Annotated in this window: 17 protein-coding genes and 1 other RNA gene; 1 reads left to right on the top strand and 17 read right to left on the bottom strand. The window is 48.3% G+C overall.

The window, feature by feature from the left end:
• Nucleotides 1-395: 395 nt before the first annotated feature.
• The 7 genes from LCM20_RS17455 to tadA all read right to left on the bottom strand — a co-directional run bounded on the left by LCM20_RS17455 (nucleotide 396) and on the right by tadA (nucleotide 4,817).
• The gene (locus LCM20_RS17455; RefSeq protein ID WP_225196777.1) at nucleotides 396-659 is read right to left on the bottom strand and encodes a pro-sigmaK processing inhibitor BofA family protein; all 264 of its coding nucleotides are present in this window, start codon (nucleotides 657-659) and stop codon (nucleotides 396-398) included.
• A 73-nt stretch (nucleotides 660-732) separates the two neighbouring features.
• Nucleotides 733-957, bottom strand: a complete 225-nt coding sequence (locus tag LCM20_RS17450; protein ID WP_318247328.1) for a YaaL family protein — start codon at nucleotides 955-957, stop codon at nucleotides 733-735.
• A gap of 3 nt (nucleotides 958-960) precedes the next feature.
• Entirely contained in the window at nucleotides 961-1,557 is a 597-nt protein-coding gene (gene recR, locus LCM20_RS17445) for a recombination mediator RecR (RefSeq protein ID WP_225196775.1), read from the bottom strand.
• An 11-nt stretch (nucleotides 1,558-1,568) separates the two neighbouring features.
• Nucleotides 1,569-1,889: a YbaB/EbfC family nucleoid-associated protein gene (locus LCM20_RS17440; protein WP_225196774.1), complete on the bottom strand. Its 321-nt coding sequence runs from the start codon at nucleotides 1,887-1,889 to the stop codon at nucleotides 1,569-1,571.
• 30 nt (nucleotides 1,890-1,919) lie between these two features.
• A complete protein-coding gene (gene dnaX / locus LCM20_RS17435; RefSeq protein WP_225196773.1) occupies nucleotides 1,920-3,644 on the bottom strand; it encodes a DNA polymerase III subunit gamma/tau in 1,725 nt (574 codons plus the stop codon).
• 377 nt (nucleotides 3,645-4,021) lie between these two features.
• Nucleotides 4,022-4,287, bottom strand: an RNA gene (gene ffs / locus LCM20_RS17430) — signal recognition particle sRNA large type.
• 44 nt (nucleotides 4,288-4,331) lie between these two features.
• Nucleotides 4,332-4,817, bottom strand: coding sequence for a tRNA adenosine(34) deaminase TadA (tadA, locus tag LCM20_RS17425; RefSeq protein WP_225196772.1), 486 nt, complete (start codon nucleotides 4,815-4,817; stop codon nucleotides 4,332-4,334).
• Nucleotides 4,818-4,895: 78 nt separating this feature from the next.
• Between tadA and LCM20_RS17420 the strand changes: the two genes are divergently transcribed.
• Nucleotides 4,896-6,182, top strand: a complete 1,287-nt coding sequence (locus LCM20_RS17420) for a glycosyl hydrolase family 18 protein (protein WP_225196771.1) — start codon at nucleotides 4,896-4,898, stop codon at nucleotides 6,180-6,182.
• On the opposite strand, the gene LCM20_RS17415 is transcribed toward LCM20_RS17420, so the two are convergent.
• The 10 genes from LCM20_RS17415 to acsA form a co-directional block, all read right to left on the bottom strand.
• On the bottom strand, nucleotides 6,183-6,950 hold the full coding sequence (locus LCM20_RS17415) for a DUF3891 family protein (protein WP_225196770.1): 768 nt from the start codon (nucleotides 6,948-6,950) through the stop codon (nucleotides 6,183-6,185).
• Between the two features lie 199 nt (nucleotides 6,951-7,149).
• Nucleotides 7,150-7,665 carry a type 1 glutamine amidotransferase domain-containing protein gene (locus LCM20_RS17410; RefSeq protein WP_225196769.1) on the bottom strand — a complete coding sequence of 172 codons (516 nt, stop codon included), beginning with the start codon at nucleotides 7,663-7,665 and terminating at the stop codon, nucleotides 7,150-7,152.
• Nucleotides 7,666-7,770: 105 nt separating this feature from the next.
• A complete protein-coding gene (locus tag LCM20_RS17405) occupies nucleotides 7,771-9,069 on the bottom strand; it encodes a lysine N(6)-hydroxylase/L-ornithine N(5)-oxygenase family protein (RefSeq protein ID WP_225196768.1) in 1,299 nt (432 codons plus the stop codon).
• Nucleotides 9,062-10,399 carry a purine/pyrimidine permease gene (locus LCM20_RS17400; protein WP_225196767.1) on the bottom strand — a complete coding sequence of 446 codons (1,338 nt, stop codon included), beginning with the start codon at nucleotides 10,397-10,399 and terminating at the stop codon, nucleotides 9,062-9,064. Before LCM20_RS17400 ends, LCM20_RS17405 begins: the two co-directional genes overlap by 8 nt.
• A gap of 131 nt (nucleotides 10,400-10,530) precedes the next feature.
• Complete coding sequence (locus LCM20_RS17395) at nucleotides 10,531-10,683, bottom strand: YvrJ family protein (RefSeq protein ID WP_225196766.1); 153 nt, start codon at nucleotides 10,681-10,683, stop codon at nucleotides 10,531-10,533.
• A 24-nt stretch (nucleotides 10,684-10,707) separates the two neighbouring features.
• Nucleotides 10,708-11,256, bottom strand: a complete 549-nt coding sequence (locus LCM20_RS17390) for an N-acetylmuramoyl-L-alanine amidase family protein (RefSeq protein WP_225196765.1) — start codon at nucleotides 11,254-11,256, stop codon at nucleotides 10,708-10,710.
• Nucleotides 11,257-11,271: 15 nt separating this feature from the next.
• Nucleotides 11,272-11,907 carry a D-Ala-D-Ala carboxypeptidase family metallohydrolase gene (locus tag LCM20_RS17385; protein ID WP_225196764.1) on the bottom strand — a complete coding sequence of 212 codons (636 nt, stop codon included), beginning with the start codon at nucleotides 11,905-11,907 and terminating at the stop codon, nucleotides 11,272-11,274.
• Between the two features lie 232 nt (nucleotides 11,908-12,139).
• On the bottom strand, nucleotides 12,140-12,370 hold the full coding sequence (locus LCM20_RS17380) for a hypothetical protein (RefSeq protein WP_225196763.1): 231 nt from the start codon (nucleotides 12,368-12,370) through the stop codon (nucleotides 12,140-12,142).
• Nucleotides 12,371-12,374: 4 nt separating this feature from the next.
• On the bottom strand, nucleotides 12,375-12,938 hold the full coding sequence (locus LCM20_RS17375) for a sigma-70 family RNA polymerase sigma factor (protein WP_225196762.1): 564 nt from the start codon (nucleotides 12,936-12,938) through the stop codon (nucleotides 12,375-12,377).
• 670 nt (nucleotides 12,939-13,608) lie between these two features.
• Entirely contained in the window at nucleotides 13,609-15,318 is a 1,710-nt protein-coding gene (acsA, locus tag LCM20_RS17370; RefSeq protein ID WP_225196761.1) for an acetate--CoA ligase, read from the bottom strand.
• Nucleotides 15,319-15,486: the final 168 nt, after the last annotated feature.

The following is a 15,486-nucleotide window of genomic DNA, read 5'->3' as shown; positions in this document are numbered from 1 at the left end:
AAAAGTTAAGTTTGACTTGCTCATTTGCACATCGAAATGTGCTCGTTGTCTTTTCTTCACTAAGAAGAAAATATTGACGTACTGGTTGGTTCGTTCAGTTTTCAAAGATCAAAATGTTGCGTGCTGTTCAAAACAGCGACTCAACCATCTTAACACATTTTGTTGTTTGATGTCAACAACTTTTTTGTGATTTATTTTCGTATTTGTCGGTGTCTTTCAACGCGACATCTACTAATATATCACGAATGAATCTAGTAAGTCAATCACTTTTTTTCATTCCGTTCAGCGCCGCTCTCAAAGCGACAATTAATACTATACCACCTGCTGCCGAGTTGCACAACCCCTTTTTTTAAAACTCCATAAAAAAAGAATGCAGAAAGTCTCTGCACTCATTTTCAAATCACCCATAAGTGAATCGCCGTTAATGATAGAACGCCGGGTACACCTAATAATGTAGAAACTGTCGCTGTAAATCCGTTGATCGGAACGTGCAGGCCGAACTGCGCTCCGAAGAGGTTGACGAAAAAAAGAAGAATCACCGCTACAACGACACGCATCAGAACTTGTCCCACCCACTTGATCGGTGCAGCAGGAAGACCGATGATCAAAAGCAGCGGAATAGCCAGTCCTAACAATAACAAGACGAGAACCGGATCCATATAAAAACCCCCTGTCTGAGTAAAACTGTTTCTTTCACAGTCTATGCCCAAAGACAGGGGGTTAGTACAAGCATTACGAAAGCGCACTGATCCCTCGGACTCGTGCTTCTCTTAATAGATAGAAGTATTTCGCTTTGACGACAGCCAGGTCCTGCAACCCGGCATCACTCGGCTCAATACTCTGTTCCATGATGGACTCGAGTGTTTCCCAGTCTTTCTTCAGCTTGCGGATATCCTCCAGCAGCTGCTTGTCCATTTCTTTCCGAATTCGTTTTTTTCGTCCGAACAAAGTGAACACCTCTTACAATTCTCTACGCCCTTCAAGAGCTTTGGATAAGGTTACTTCATCAGCATACTCCAAGTCTCCGCCTACCGGGAGGCCGTGTGCTATTCTCGTCATACGGATTCCGGATGGTTTAACAAGCCTTGAAATATACATCGCTGTCGCTTCCCCTTCGATGTTCGGGTTCGTCGCTAAGATCAGCTCTTCGATCCCTTCATCTTTCAGGCGGTTGATCAGACTAGGGACATTGATATCCTCCGGACCAATCCCATCCATTGGAGAGATGGCACCATGAAGAACATGATACTTCCCGTGAAACTCTTTCATTTTTTCCATGGCGATGACATCTTTCGGGTCTTGCACGACACAGATCAGCGTTTGATCACGTGATTCATCCTCACAAATCGAGCAGGGGTCTGTATCCGTGATATGACCACATGTGGAACAGTGCGTCAGCTCACGTTTGGCATTCACTAGTGACTTCGCAAAATCCAGTACATCGTCTTCTTCCATTTCTAAGACGAAAAAAGCCAGGCGGACAGCCGTCTTCGGGCCGATCCCTGGCAGCTTCGTGAAACTATCGATCAGTTTCGATATCGGTTCAGGATAGTACATGAGAATTCCTCCTAGAACATTCCGCCTCCAGGCATCCCTTTGGTGAATTGTCCCATCGTATCGTTCGTTTTATCCTCTACTTGCTTCAGAACATCATTTGTTGCTGTGATGATCAAGTCTTGAAGCATGTCTACATCTTCAGGGTCGACTACTTCTTCGTCGATTTCGATATCTGTAATTTCTTTTTTCCCGTTTGCGATGACTTTAACCATGCCACCACCTGCAGAAGATTCGAATGTCATTTCGTGAAGCTCTTCTTGTGCTTTCATCATTTTCTTCTGCATTTTCTGCATTTGTTTCATCATATTGTTCATGTTACCTCCACCACGCATGGCGATTCCTCCTTTTTATAAGTAAACCTTTTATTCTTCAATTTCCATGAGGTCGTCTCCGACTAATTTCCTCGCTTCAGAAATCAGTGGGTCTTCTTCATTCGAAGGAGCCGATTCTCCGCCTCCTTCTGAATCTTCACCATCTTCAGCCGGCGACGCTTTCTGCGTACGCACGTATTCTTCGCGCAGCTCCTGCCAGTTCGGTTCCGGAATCGGGATGATCGAGAGCGGCTTCCCTACATATTCCGTAAGCAGAGGTTCGATTGTGTTCTGATGTTCCAACGCTAGTGAGCAGTGGATATCATATCGAAAGGCTAAGACGAGCGCTTTTGATGAAGCAGCCCTTGGCTTACTGTTCAGCAAAGTGGCGTGAGCGGGTGCGTTGTTCCGCTTCAGGGCTTCCATGAAGTCAGCCCACCTGCTTTGTACATTCTTGATTTCTTCTTTGGATGCTTCACTCAATACAAGGCGTATCCGCTCATATGGAATATTATAACCTTTTCTACCGGAACGTGCAGGAGCGCGCTTCGGCTTCGGTTTCGTTCCTTCTTGAGGGGGAGCACCGTTCTGCTTCAGCGCCTCAAGGTTTTTCTCAAGCTCCGCGATTTTCTGAGAAAGCTGCTGGACAGCTTCTGAATCGACTGCGCTACCTTGCTGCGCTTGTGGGGCCGGCTGCACCTCCACCATATTCAACATCGCGATTTCGATAAATACTTTCGGACTCGTCGTCCACTTCATTTCCTGCTGACATTGGTTCAGCTCCCGGATCGCTTTCTGGATCCAGTCAGCCGTCAACTTTCCGGCGAGCCCTCGGAAGGTATCATCAGGAATCGCTCTCTCCAGATGATGCTCCAAATCCGGTGCCGTTTGAAAAAGAAGCAGATCTCTCAGGTAATAGATCAGGTCAAAGACGAAACGACCAGGGTCTTTCCCTTGTTGGATCAAATCGTCTACGGCACTGAGAGCCCCTTTCACATCCTGCTCGTCCAGCGACCGGATCACCTCTGCAAGCTTAGCCTGCGAAACAGATCCCGTCACAGCCAGGACATCATCGATCGTGACTTCCTCTTCACTGTAGGAAATGGCCTGATCCAGGAGACTGAGTGCATCCCGCATTCCACCTTCCGCTGTTAACGCGACGATTTCCAGAGCGTCCCGGGCGATGGAGATTTCTTCAGCCTGTGTGATCGTCTCCATACGGTCGACCATTGCCTTTTGGGATATCCGCTTGAAATCAAATCGCTGACACCGGGAGATGATTGTGAGTGGAATCTTATGTGGTTCGGTTGTCGCCAAGATGAAAATCACATGACGGGGAGGCTCTTCCAACGTTTTCAAAAGGGCGTTGAATGCTCCCATCGAAAGCATGTGAACCTCATCAATGATATACACTTTGTATGGTACCGCGCTTGGGGCATATTTTACTTTGTCACGTATTTCACGTATTTGTTCCACACCATTGTTCGAGGCGGCGTCAATTTCAATCACATCAGAAATCGACCCGTCTTGGATACCTAAACAGGCATTACACTCATTACACGGCTCTTTGGCAGGAGCCTTTTCACAGTTGACGGCTTTGGCAAAAATCTTCGCCGCACTGGTCTTACCCGTTCCCCGGGGTCCGGAGAATAAGTAAGCATGAGAGAACTTATCCTGCTCGATGGCATTTTGCAAAGTGCGTGTGATATGGGTTTGTCCCACTACATCTTCAAAGTTTTTGGGGCGCCAGACGCGATATAAAGCTTGGTAGCTCATCTAAACGTTCTCCCTTATTAGTCTCTTTTTTCATTATACCTGATTCGGGGATGCAATGTGAACCAGGTGGGGTGATATATTGCAACTAAGGCGCAAGCGCCCTGGGAGCTCCGAGTAGAGGAAGTTCGACTAAGATCGCAACCTCCTGTTGCAACGTCGAACTGACCTGCATCCGCAGGCCCAAGCAAAACGCCCGTAGGAAGACGAACTTTTCTTCCGCAGGGTGGGTTTTACGCGCGCGAGGAGCTGGGCGCTGGAGCCGGACGTCGCTGATCCGGCATATATGATCAAAAGAGTCCAATTCTTATAATTTCCTAAGTAAAAAAAAGAGTCGTTATGATTTGACTCATAACGACTCTTTCTACTTCATATGTATGCCGTGCACCCACCGTCGATGATGAGGTCCCAGGCGTTACTTATGATCATGGCTCTACCCAGGCACTCCCGCGGCACACGAGAGATACAGCTTACTGCTGCTTCCTTCCGGACCTGACAGGATTCACTGGTTCCCGTTGCGCAGGACCTGAGTGTCAACACCACTTTCATAAGGCAGACCCTGAAACCTCACCACCTCGGGTGGGGATTCGGCCTCGCTATAGCGGATTGCGAGTATAGGGCACCGCTACCTCCCCGCTTAGCACGACATTACAAGTATAGCGAGTTTCTCAAGAAAATGCAATGGTTGTCTCACGATTTGTCTGGATCACGCTGTTTTCTCTTTTTCTCACGGAGGGTTCGGAAGAAGGTCGTCAGCATTTCAGAACAGGTTTCTTCCATTATAAAAGGAACGACTTCCGCTTGGTGATTGAACCGCTCCTCTTCCAGTAAGTTCATCAGTGTGCCTGCACATCCCGCCTTCGGATCCTTTGCACCGTAGACGACCCTCGGAATACGGGACTGGACGATGGCTCCTGCACACATTGGACACGGCTCTAACGTCACGTACAGGGTGCAGTCCTCGAGCCGCCAACTTCCGATCTTTTCATTCGCCCGTTCAATGGCAATGAATTCAGCATGAGAGGAGGCGAGTTGGGATTGCTCGCGCTGGTTATAGCCTTTAGCGATGATCTCTCCGTCGTGGACGATGACCGCTCCGATCGGGACCTCCCCCTCCTGTTCTGCTTTCTTCGCTTCTTCTATCGCAAATGTCATGTAATGCTCATCTTGGTTCATATGGACACCTCTAGATTATTAGAATAAGTTGCTCCTTCATTCTCATACATTAGTAAAGATGAGAAAGGAGGGACGATCGTGCAAATTCATGTCGTCCAACAAGGAGAGTCTGTATTTTCGATTGCTCGTCTATACGATAGTACGCCACAAGCTATAATTGAAGCAAATGAATTAGAAACTCCGGGTGATCTTGTCATCGGGCAGGCCATCGTCATCCCGATTGTAGGCCGGTTTTATTTTGTCCAACCGGGAGACAACTTATATTCGATCGGGCAGCAGTTCGGGATTCCGGCTGAGCGGCTGGCGCAGGTGAACGGGATTCCGGCAAACGGAGCGCTGCAAGTCGGGCTGAGGCTCTATATTCCGGATCCGCCGCCGACCCCTATGACTTCAAATGCGTATATCGAGCCTTATGGGGGCGAGGTTTCCAACACCCTCCGGACTGCAGCTGAACAAAGAGCGGTACTTCTATCGTATCTCGCTCCCTTCAGTTACGAAATCAAACCGGATGGCTCTTTGAAGGCACCGCCGCTTGATAACTTCAAGCAGATTGCAACGAACAACGACGCCTCTTTAATGATGGTGGTCACGAACCTGGCAAACGGTGAGTTCAGCGCAGAGCTCGGGCGTACCATTTTGACCGATCAAAATGTCCAGAACACGTTACTGGATAACATCATCGCAACGGCCAAAGAGGTTGGGTTCAGTGACGTACACTTCGATATGGAGTTTCTACCTCCTGAGCTTAAAGAGAATTACAATCAATTCCTGCGAAAAGCGAAGCAGCGTTTGTCACAAGAAGGGTTGTTGATGTCGACAGCTCTTGCTCCGAAGACGAGTGCTGAGCAAGAAGGAGCTTGGTATGAAGCGCACGATTATAAAGCGCATGGGGAAATTGTCGACTTTGTCGTGTTGATGACGTATGAGTGGGGATATAGTGGAGGGCCGCCACGGGCTGTATCTCCGATCGGGCCTGTAACGGAAGTTGTAGATTATGCTTTATCCGTGATGCCCGCCAACAAGATCCTGCTCGGGCAGAATTTGTACGGGTATGACTGGACCCTTCCTTATGAGCCGGGTGGGAAGTATGCCAAAGCGGTCAGCCCACAACGTGCGATTCAAATCGCAAGAGAGAACAATGTCAGCATTTCTTATGATACAGAGGAACAAGCGCCTTATTTTACGTACACTGATCCAAACGGCAGCGAGCATGAGGTCTGGTTTGAAGATGCCCGCTCCATCCAGCGTAAATTTGATTTGATCAAAGACCGCGGACTGCTCGGAATCAGCTATTGGAAGTTAGGGTTGTCTTTTCCTCAGAATTGGTTACTTCTCGGCGATCAGTTCACCATTTCTAAGAGCTAGTTATTCAGCTGGTATGAATGTAATCAGCCGTTGATCTGTTTCCGCTTGTTTGTAAGCTTCCGTAAACCCAAGTCGGTCAATGGAAGATTTCCTGACCAATTTGTAAGGAACTTGAGCATCGAACGGGTTTTCAAACGGGAATGGGTCAACGGATACTTGTTTATCATCCACCCAGTGCGCGATCATCCCTTCAGGCGCAAAGTCAAAAGCCTGACGGAATCCATCTTTGAACCACGACACCTCTTGTTCCTTGGATGTGCCCGGCTGGTTCATACATACATAAAGCGACAAATCGTCACAAAACTGAAGGCGTTTGAAGTGAAGGTCATAAATGTCTTTCGGCACGTCCATTTCCATAGAGGCGAACAGATCCTCCTGCCGTTCCTTCTCTTCCTGAACAAACTGCCGGATGACAGGATTCTCACTGTCTTCAGAAAGGAATGATTGATAATGCATACTGCACAGCATCCCTGCGTAAAGCGATTGCCCGGCCACTTCCTCAATCCCACGCTGATAGGCGGCCAGCTTTTCCTCCAGGGGATAATCGATAAACGAGTACGGACGTCCTTCTTCCTCATTCCAGCGCGGCTCATCGTCTAGCGGGATCCAGGCACGGTCATGCTGAGCCGCAGCCCAATCCGCCTCTTCTCTCAATTTCGAACGAAGCAGGAAATTCTGCTTCCACTCGCGCACCATTTGACCGGATAGTGCGGCATGGTCGTGTTGTTTGATTAAGATAAAATCTTTGTCACGCTCCAAGACAATCATCGTCATCCTCCTTATGTAATGCTTTTTATTACCATATTCTATTTGTTCATTCCCCGTTCATCCTTCGCTTATTCAACATCATGTACTTTTAGCATACCTGTTACAAGGTTGAAAAACAAAACCATTTTCAGAATAGACAAAAAAAGGACATAAAACGATAAAAAACCGCCCACCTTTTAGGATGGACGGTCTGTTCGTCTTAGGATTCTAACAGTTTCAAGGCTTCACGGTTGAAAGCTGGGATGTCATCCGGCTGACGGCTTGTCACCAGCTGGTCCTGACAGACGACGACTTCCTCGTCTTTGTAATTTACCTTCGCATATTCCATATCAACCGCAATCGAGTGGAAACCTGTTGCCGTGCGACCCTCTAAGGACTTCGCTGTAATCAATAGCTGAGGTCCGTGGCAGATGGCAAAGACCGGCTTCTTCTGGTCCATGAAGTGTTTCGCGAATGAAACGAACTTATCGTCAGCGCGCAGCTGATCCGGCGAGAATCCACCTGGAATGAACAGCGCATCGAAATCTTCAGGTTTCACATCGTCAATCGAGGAGTCGATTGTAACGGTCGTTTCACCTTGTTTACCCGTCACCTGCTTACCTGCTTCCCATTCAATCGTTGTCACTTCATGCCCTTCTTGTGTAAAGGCATCGTTCGGTTGTGTGTATTCAACATCTTCAAATTCGGAAGTGATTACGCATGCAATCTTACTCATGTTTCCATCTCTCCTTGTCAATTCTTGGTTTGGTTTAATCTACATAGCATATTTTCCCACCGTGCAGAAAACTAAACACGCGAACTTGAATAAAATGGATGTCCGTTAGTTGAAGTGCTTCATCGAAAACTGTTGGAAAGAGGTGTCCTCCTGGTTCTTATAGACGGTTCTTCCCGCAATGGTGTTGATGATATGGACATTGCGGTGGACAGACAGACCGAGGTTTGTCGCCCCTGCTCCATGGGAGTGGACAAGGTTCGTCAATGTGAAAAAGTGATGCTCCCGTTCATCTTTGAATTGCAGATGATAATCACGACTCACTTTGTACATGCCTTCCTCTTCCCACTCGATTGCATCTTGGAACCGGTCCATGAACCAATCCGGAATATGTGGCTTGTAGCCGGTCGCGAGCACGACCTTTTCGGTTGAGTATGTGTAATCATGCTCCTCCTGCCACTGGCGGCAGTGAAGAAGGTAGCCGTCCTCATCCGCTTCGATATCATTCACTTCCGTCATAGGCTGAATCAAGATGCGGGCGTTTTCCCCGCCTGCTGTACGATGATAAAGTTTCGTGTACAGCTGCGTGAGCGTATCCGGATCGATGCCTTTCCGCAAAGGCTTCAACGTATCCAATGCTTCTTTACGCTGGTCGAGACTCAGTTGATGAAAGTAATCGACATATCCCGGTGTGAACATCTCTTGAGCGAACTTCGCCTGATCCAGCTGAAACAATCCGCCCGTACGGGTAAAGAGCGTCACTTTCATATCCTGACGCTCCTGCTCCTCCAGCAAATCCAAGAAGATTTCGAGTGCGCTTTGACCAGAGCCTACGACGGTCACGTGCTTCGCTTTCAGTAAATGGTCCTTCTCGAACAGATAGCGGCTCGAGTGCATGACGTCCTCATTCGGGAAGCCGTCCATGCCATCTAATACGAGCGGCTCGTTACCTGTGCCCATCACGACGTGCTTCGCTTTGACATAGACTTTCTCTCCTGTCGCCGTCTCTTCAGCCACCACCTGATAGTGATCCTTCTGATCGATCACATCTACGACGGTATGCCCGAAGCGGATCGTCGAAATCTGATCCGCAGCCCACTGTAGATAATCGTTGTATTCCTGCCTCGGAATTTGAAAATGTTGATGGAAGAAGAACGGGAACATCCGGTCCTTCTCATATAAATAATTCATGAACGTGAAGCGGCTCTTCGGATCAGCGAACGTCGCAAGATCCGCAAGAAACGGGACCTGTAGATCCATTCGTTCAATAAGCATCCCAGGGTGCCAGACGAACTCGGGTGTCTTCTCAAAAAAGACCGCGTCAAGCTCTGTATCTTCAAGTAATGCCGCAAGCCCAAGATTATATGGGCCGACACCTATACCAATCACATCATAGATCTTACTCATTCTGATCCCTTCCTTTCTCACTTTGGGATGGCTCCTTCCAAAGCTGTTCAAAAATAATGACGAGCATCGTCCCGACAAGCAGACCATTACTCACTAAATTCCTCATTAACCCAGGCATGCCCTGAAACACTTCAGATGGAAGGAACATAAGGCCGATGCCAAGTAAAAAGGAGACACCTAAAATCGTAAGGCGCCGCTGGTCCAGCTTCTGACTTGCGATATTCGAGAGGCCAAGCCCCATCAATTGTACAAAGGTCGCAAGCAACGCTGCATTCGCCACCGGAGCTGGAATCCCTGAAATAAACGAAACGATGGGTGGAAAAAACGCCACTACGACTAATATAAGCGAAGCATAAAGAAACGGTCGTTTTTTCTTCTGCCCGGTCAAATCGATGAATCCAGACGAAGAAGCAAGCGGCACATTGGCGATGGCCGAGAACATCGCGGTAATGCCGTGTGTGACTCCTAGAAAGCTGCTTCCCCGATTAACCTGACTATATGTATAGGAAGGCTTCCCATAAATCGACTGGCTGACCGCTACGACGGAAGCGACAATATTCGAAAGCAGAATCACCGCGGTTATGAACGCGAGCGGGATGACACTCCATTCGAAGTTCGGAGGTCCAAAGGCCAGCCATTCGGGAGCTTGGAAGAGTTTCATCTCCTGGACCCCATCCTGACTTGAGCCGATCCACACCTTATACGCGATCCACCCCGTGACGATTCCAAGCAGCACCGCATAACTCCTCAGCCACCCTTTTCCAAAAAGAGAAAGGGCGAGGACGAAGAAGAAGGTGAAGAAGGCGATGGTTGCTTCTGTCAGGTGGATGGCTTCGATTTCCTGCTGGACGCCGAGCATGCCTTGCAGGAAGGTGCCGCTCAATTGAACGGTCAGTAAAAATAAAAAGGCTCCGGTGACGAGTGGAGTGAAGACGAATAGCACGCGGTGCGCCAGGCGGAAGATGCCGAACAACAGGAGAAAGGCTCCTGTCCAAAGCATGGCGGCTTCGAGTGTCTGCAGTGTCTCTATATAACTTTTTCCCGATTCTACTCCGGAATATGCCATGACGGCGAAAATACTGATCCATAGTCCTGCGGGTCCTTCCAAGATCGGCAGTCGGTGACCGAATACGCCTTGAAGGAAGGAGGTGATGCCGACGGCGAAGAAGGTCCGCTGCATCAGGCCTGCGATTTCAGCAAAGTTCAATTCAAAAATGGAACCGATGACGATCGGCAGGGCGACCGAGCTTGCCAGTAGAAAGACGAACCATTGGGATGTTTCGAGTGTAGTGCCAATAAGTGTTCCTGATTTTGTTTCCAATTCTCTCACCTGCGTTTTCCTCATTTTTTTACATCGTACCACAGCTTTTGACAAAAAACTCCGTGTACGTTTCATGTGAAACAAGTGGATTTGAACAACCAAAACACCCCGGGCCATAGACCGTCCGGGGCATCAGGTTTCTATTGTTTTCTTGATTTCACCGATTCAGATAAGGTGTGAATCGCTGATTCCAACTGTTCCATCTTCTTCTCAAGCTTGACGAGTAGAAAAATTGTTACGGCAATAGGGAAGCCAACATTTCCAAGAAGTTGAGCAAAGGCTGCGTAATCCATGATCCTCCCCCCCTTTTTGAAACGTTACGATGACAGCGATAGAGCGTCTGCAATCCCGGTCGTCACAGCGTCAGCCAAGGCATTCAGGAAAGATTGATCCTTCAACGCATCCGCATCTGCCTGCGTATCGAGAAACAGGTTCTCAAGTAATACCGCCGGCATCGCCGTTTCGCGGACGACGGTGAAATTCGCTTCTTTTTTGCCACGATCAGGGAAGCCGTAGCTTTCGAAAAAGTCCGCTACCCGGTTGTGGAGGACGTCCTGGCGTCTGCCGGTTTCGGTGTTTCGTGTACCGGGATAGACGAAGCTCTCAAATCCCGTTCCCCCACCGGCGTTATGGTGAAGGGAGACGAAGTAGGAAGCTCCGAGCTGATTTGCATAATCCGCCCGCGCAGACAAGCCGACATAAACGTCTGCATCCCTTGTAAGGCGGGCATCGACGATATAACGACTTTCGAGCTTATCCCGCACGAGCCTCGCGATTTCCAGTGTGAGTGTTTTTTCCTGTAGACCGTTGGCCACGGCTCCGGGATCGGAACCGCCGTGACCAGGGTCGATTACAACGATGGGCATCATGTTCGTCCTCCTTTATGCGTTCCAGTAATAGAATGTCGCGCCGTACGGATACTCGATGCGGCTGTCATTATGCACGAACGTGTTGTATTCGATGATGCCGCTGAATCCACAGGTCTTCGCTACTTCAGCAACTTGTGAAGGCGACTTGCCGACCGGATCGATGTCCGCTGCAATGCCGTACGTGTGCATGCTGTTGGAAACTCCGCCTACATTGGCGTTATGGCTGATGCTTCGGAATCCGGAGTTGATGACCACCGGAACACCGCCGAGCTTGTTGCGAACCGCTTCGAGCTTGTACATGAGACGACGGACATTCTCTTTCACCTGAGCTGCGGAAACATTCCCTCCGTTGAAGGCACTTCCGTCTTTTGAATAAAATTCACTGAAAGCGAAATTGGCGGTCGAACCGTCAGATGCCTCCAGCGCATTCAGTTGGTTGTGCGTCTGTGGTCCGGCAATGCCGTCTGCCATTAAGCCGTAAGCCTGTTGGAAGCGGGTCACCGCTGCCTCTGTACCATTTCCGAACACACCGTCTACGCTGACGTACGATTGTGAAGGAGAATTAGCTGCAAAACCTGCTACACGGATTTGAAGTTCTGTTACGTCACTGCCTGTATCACCATTTTGTAAAGTTCTTGTCCATTCCATCTCGATCTCTCCTTTGATGAGTGTATTGAGACAATCAAAAGGGATGCAGAGCGTGGACGAACCATCCCAAGCCGTTTCGCTCTGTTTTGTTGCCTTACACTCTATAAAGAAAGATGAGCGGCAGAAATCACAACCGCTTCTCTATTTTTTGCAGAAAAAAGTCTCAGGCTGGATTCATCGTTTCCCAGACAACAAAAAAAGACAAAGCGCACTTCCCCTAATGTGCGCTTTGTCAGGCTCGTTTCCTCTGTCTTCGATTCAATTCAAACAACCCCGGTACATCATCAACCGCGTACTCCCGTACATAATGGATGACATGCATCTTCAATTCCTGCTCGAGATCCTCCCGATTGGCAGGCTTCGTCATTCTGAGAGACGATTTGATCTTCGGTTCAAAGGCTGTAAGGATGACTTCTTCATTCAACTCGCGTGAGTTCTTGATCGTTTGATAGAAACTCAACATGCTGTCACACTCCTTCTGTCCATTGTTCTTTCAACTTGTCCAAGGCTCGCTTATGACTCTTTGACACAGATTGCTGGGACACCCCGAGAGAAGCGGCAATCTCTGTGTCCGTGTACTGCTCGACATAAGCCAAATTCAGTATCTTCCGCTGCTGAACGGTCAATGAGAGAAACGCGTCAAGCAGCCGCTGATTTTCGATAGAGGCTTCGAGAGGTTCTCTCTTTGTATCCTCTTCTCCCTCTATAATCTGATCTTTCAAGGTTACCCCTTCTTCATCCCCGACCGGCTGATCGAGCGTCAGGGCATTTCTTTCTTCGAATCTTCTGGAACGCTTATCAAAATTGACACTTTGAAAATAAAGCGATGTGCTGACGTAAGACGTAAAACGGACGCCGAAGTAGAAGTCCTTAAAGCATTCGTCCAGCACAAGCCGGTTCTCTTCGACAGGATCGTTCAAATACTGTTCGATCGCCTCCTGATACTCCGGCTTTCTTATGAAGGCTTCGACCGCACGGTTTCCCTTTAGATTCGGAAAAGCATGAAAGAACAGTTTCGCTAGCTTGTTCATGACTCATCACCTCAAAATTAGAACATATGTTCGGTTTATAGTGAAAAAAATAAGCAAAAAGACAAGAGCCTCTTTTGCTTTCCGTTTTATAAACATCCTCTTCTTTAGAAGGGGACTACTTTATAAAGAACATTCACTTCGCCAAATCACAACCAAGCGGATGAATATCGTTCCTTCTTCCTATTCATTACACCATAACAAGATGTGGAAAGAAAGGGGGAAACGTCCTAATTCGTTGTTTTATAAACCGTTCTGTAGGCAGAAGAGTGCCTAACAACGGTACTTCTAGGAGAATCGGGACAGGGAATGCCTACTTGGCGGCTGGTCTGTCTCAATAAAAGGGTTATGGGACTTTGAAGCGCTCGATTGGTGTGCTGTGTGTCCCATTAAATAGTTTATGGGACTATGAATCTCTCGACCTGCTTACTCGCTGTCCAATTAAATGGTTTATGGGACTATGAACTTCTCGCTTGGCATTCCGGCTGTCCCATTAAAAGATTTATCGGACTATGAACCTCCTGATTGGTTAACATCCTGTCCCATAAATCATGGAACCATTGTATGAAGGGGCCATGCGCCGTGAAATAGTGGATCCGATCCTTTCAACTATGGACATATGAGAAAACTCCCTTAACCGTTGGATGACGATTAAGGGAGTTGATAACAGTCATTATTCTTCGAGCGTAGATGTGTCACCTGTTGGAAGACCGAGCTCCCAGGACTTGAGCAGGCGGCGCATGATTTTACCACTACGCGTTTTCGGAATCGTATCTTTGATTTCGATTTCGCGTGGTGCGGCATGGGCACTGAGCCCTTTTTTCACGAACAGGCGGATTTCTTCAAGCAGCTCGTCGGACTGCTCGTAGCCGTCCCGAAGCGTGATGAAGGCTTTGATGATCTCTCCGCGCTCCGGATCCGGTTTACCGATGACGCCGGCTTCTGCGACAGCTTCGTGTTCGATCAACTTGCTCTCGACTTCAAATGGACCTACGCGCTCACCGGATGTATTGATGACATCATCCAAGCGTCCTTGGAACCAAAAATAGCCGTCCTCATCTTTGTAGGCACTATCCCCCGATACATACCAGCCATTTAAGAAGTAGCTTTCATACTTGCCAGGGTTCTTCCAAATGGCGCGCATCATCGATGGCCAGCCTTCTTTAATCGCGAGGTTCCCCATTTGGTTCGCTGGCAGCTCATTGCCATCATTGTCGACGATCGATGCTTCGATTCCAGGGAACGGTTTACCCATTGAACCTGGGCGCATGTCCATCGCCGGGTAGTTACAAATCAGCATGCCGCCCGTTTCTGTCATCCACCATGTATCGTGGATGCGGAGATCAAAGGCCTTCAGCCCCCACGTCACGACTTCTGGATTCAACGGCTCCCCTACACTTAAGATGTGGCGCAGCGTCGACAAGTCATGTTTCTTCACTGCTTCCTCCCCTGCACTCAGAAGCTTACGGAAAGCGGTCGGAGCGGAATACCAAACCGACACATTCTTGTCAGCGATGGTTCCGTACCAATCATCCGGACTGAAACGCCCCCCTCGGACTACGTTCGTGACACCGTTCAACCATGGGGCAAAAATGCCATAGCTTGTTCCCGTTACCCAACCTGGGTCAGCGGTACACCAATAGACGTCGTCTTCTTTAAGATCAAGGACCCATTTCCCTGTCTGGTAATGCTGGATCATGGCGTTATGCACGTGATATACGCCTTTCGGTTTGCCGGTAGAACCAGATGTATAGTGAAGGAGCATCCCGTCTTCTAAGTCGACCCACTCCATCTCGAAATCTTCCGAAGCGGCCTCCATCTCTTCTTCAAATGAAATGTAATTGCCAGGCGCATCTCCTCCAACAAGCACAATCTGCTTCAAATCAGGAAGCTCGTCCACCGGGACACGTTCAAGCAGGTCCGGCGTCGTAATGAGCATGGACGCTTCACTATCTTCAAGACGGTCTCGAACCGCCTGTTCCATAAAGGCTTCAAATAACGGTCCTGCGATCGCTCCTGTTTTTAAAATACCAAGGAAGGCCGCATAAAACTCCGGGCTTCTAGGCATGAAAAGAAACACGCGGTCCCCTTTTTCAACTTGATGCTTTTTCAGCACGTTTGCAAATTTGTTACTCTGCACTCGCAAATCTTCGAACGACAAAGTTTCTTCACGATCAGGAGACGAATAAATCAAAGCCGCCTGATTTTTCTTTTGAGGATCTTCGGCATGCTTGTCGATGGCTTCGTAAGCGATGTTCACTTTTCCTGTCTGGCTCCAAGTGAACTCTTCCTTAACGTTCTTCCAGTCGAATAAAGCATACGCTTCATCATAATGCTGCATGTTGTGTTCTCCGGAACGGGCTGGGATTGGTTTCATGTCCATGTTCAATCACCTCATCAAAGAATTTTGAAAACGTTTTCTCAATCTCGCTGAATAAAGCCCTGATTGTTTTCAGAGCTACACAGTTTTTTCTGAATTTTTCATTAATTACTTTCTATTTTAGTGGAAACGCTCACTTTTTTAAAGGGTTATACCAGACATTTACAAAAA

This window comes from Halobacillus litoralis (genome assembly GCF_020171725.1).
Classification (GTDB): domain Bacteria; phylum Bacillota; class Bacilli; order Bacillales; family Halobacillaceae; genus Halobacillus; species Halobacillus litoralis_F.
The sequence above is the reverse complement of the archived record's forward strand: the minus strand, read 5'-3'. Positions and strand labels throughout refer to the sequence as shown.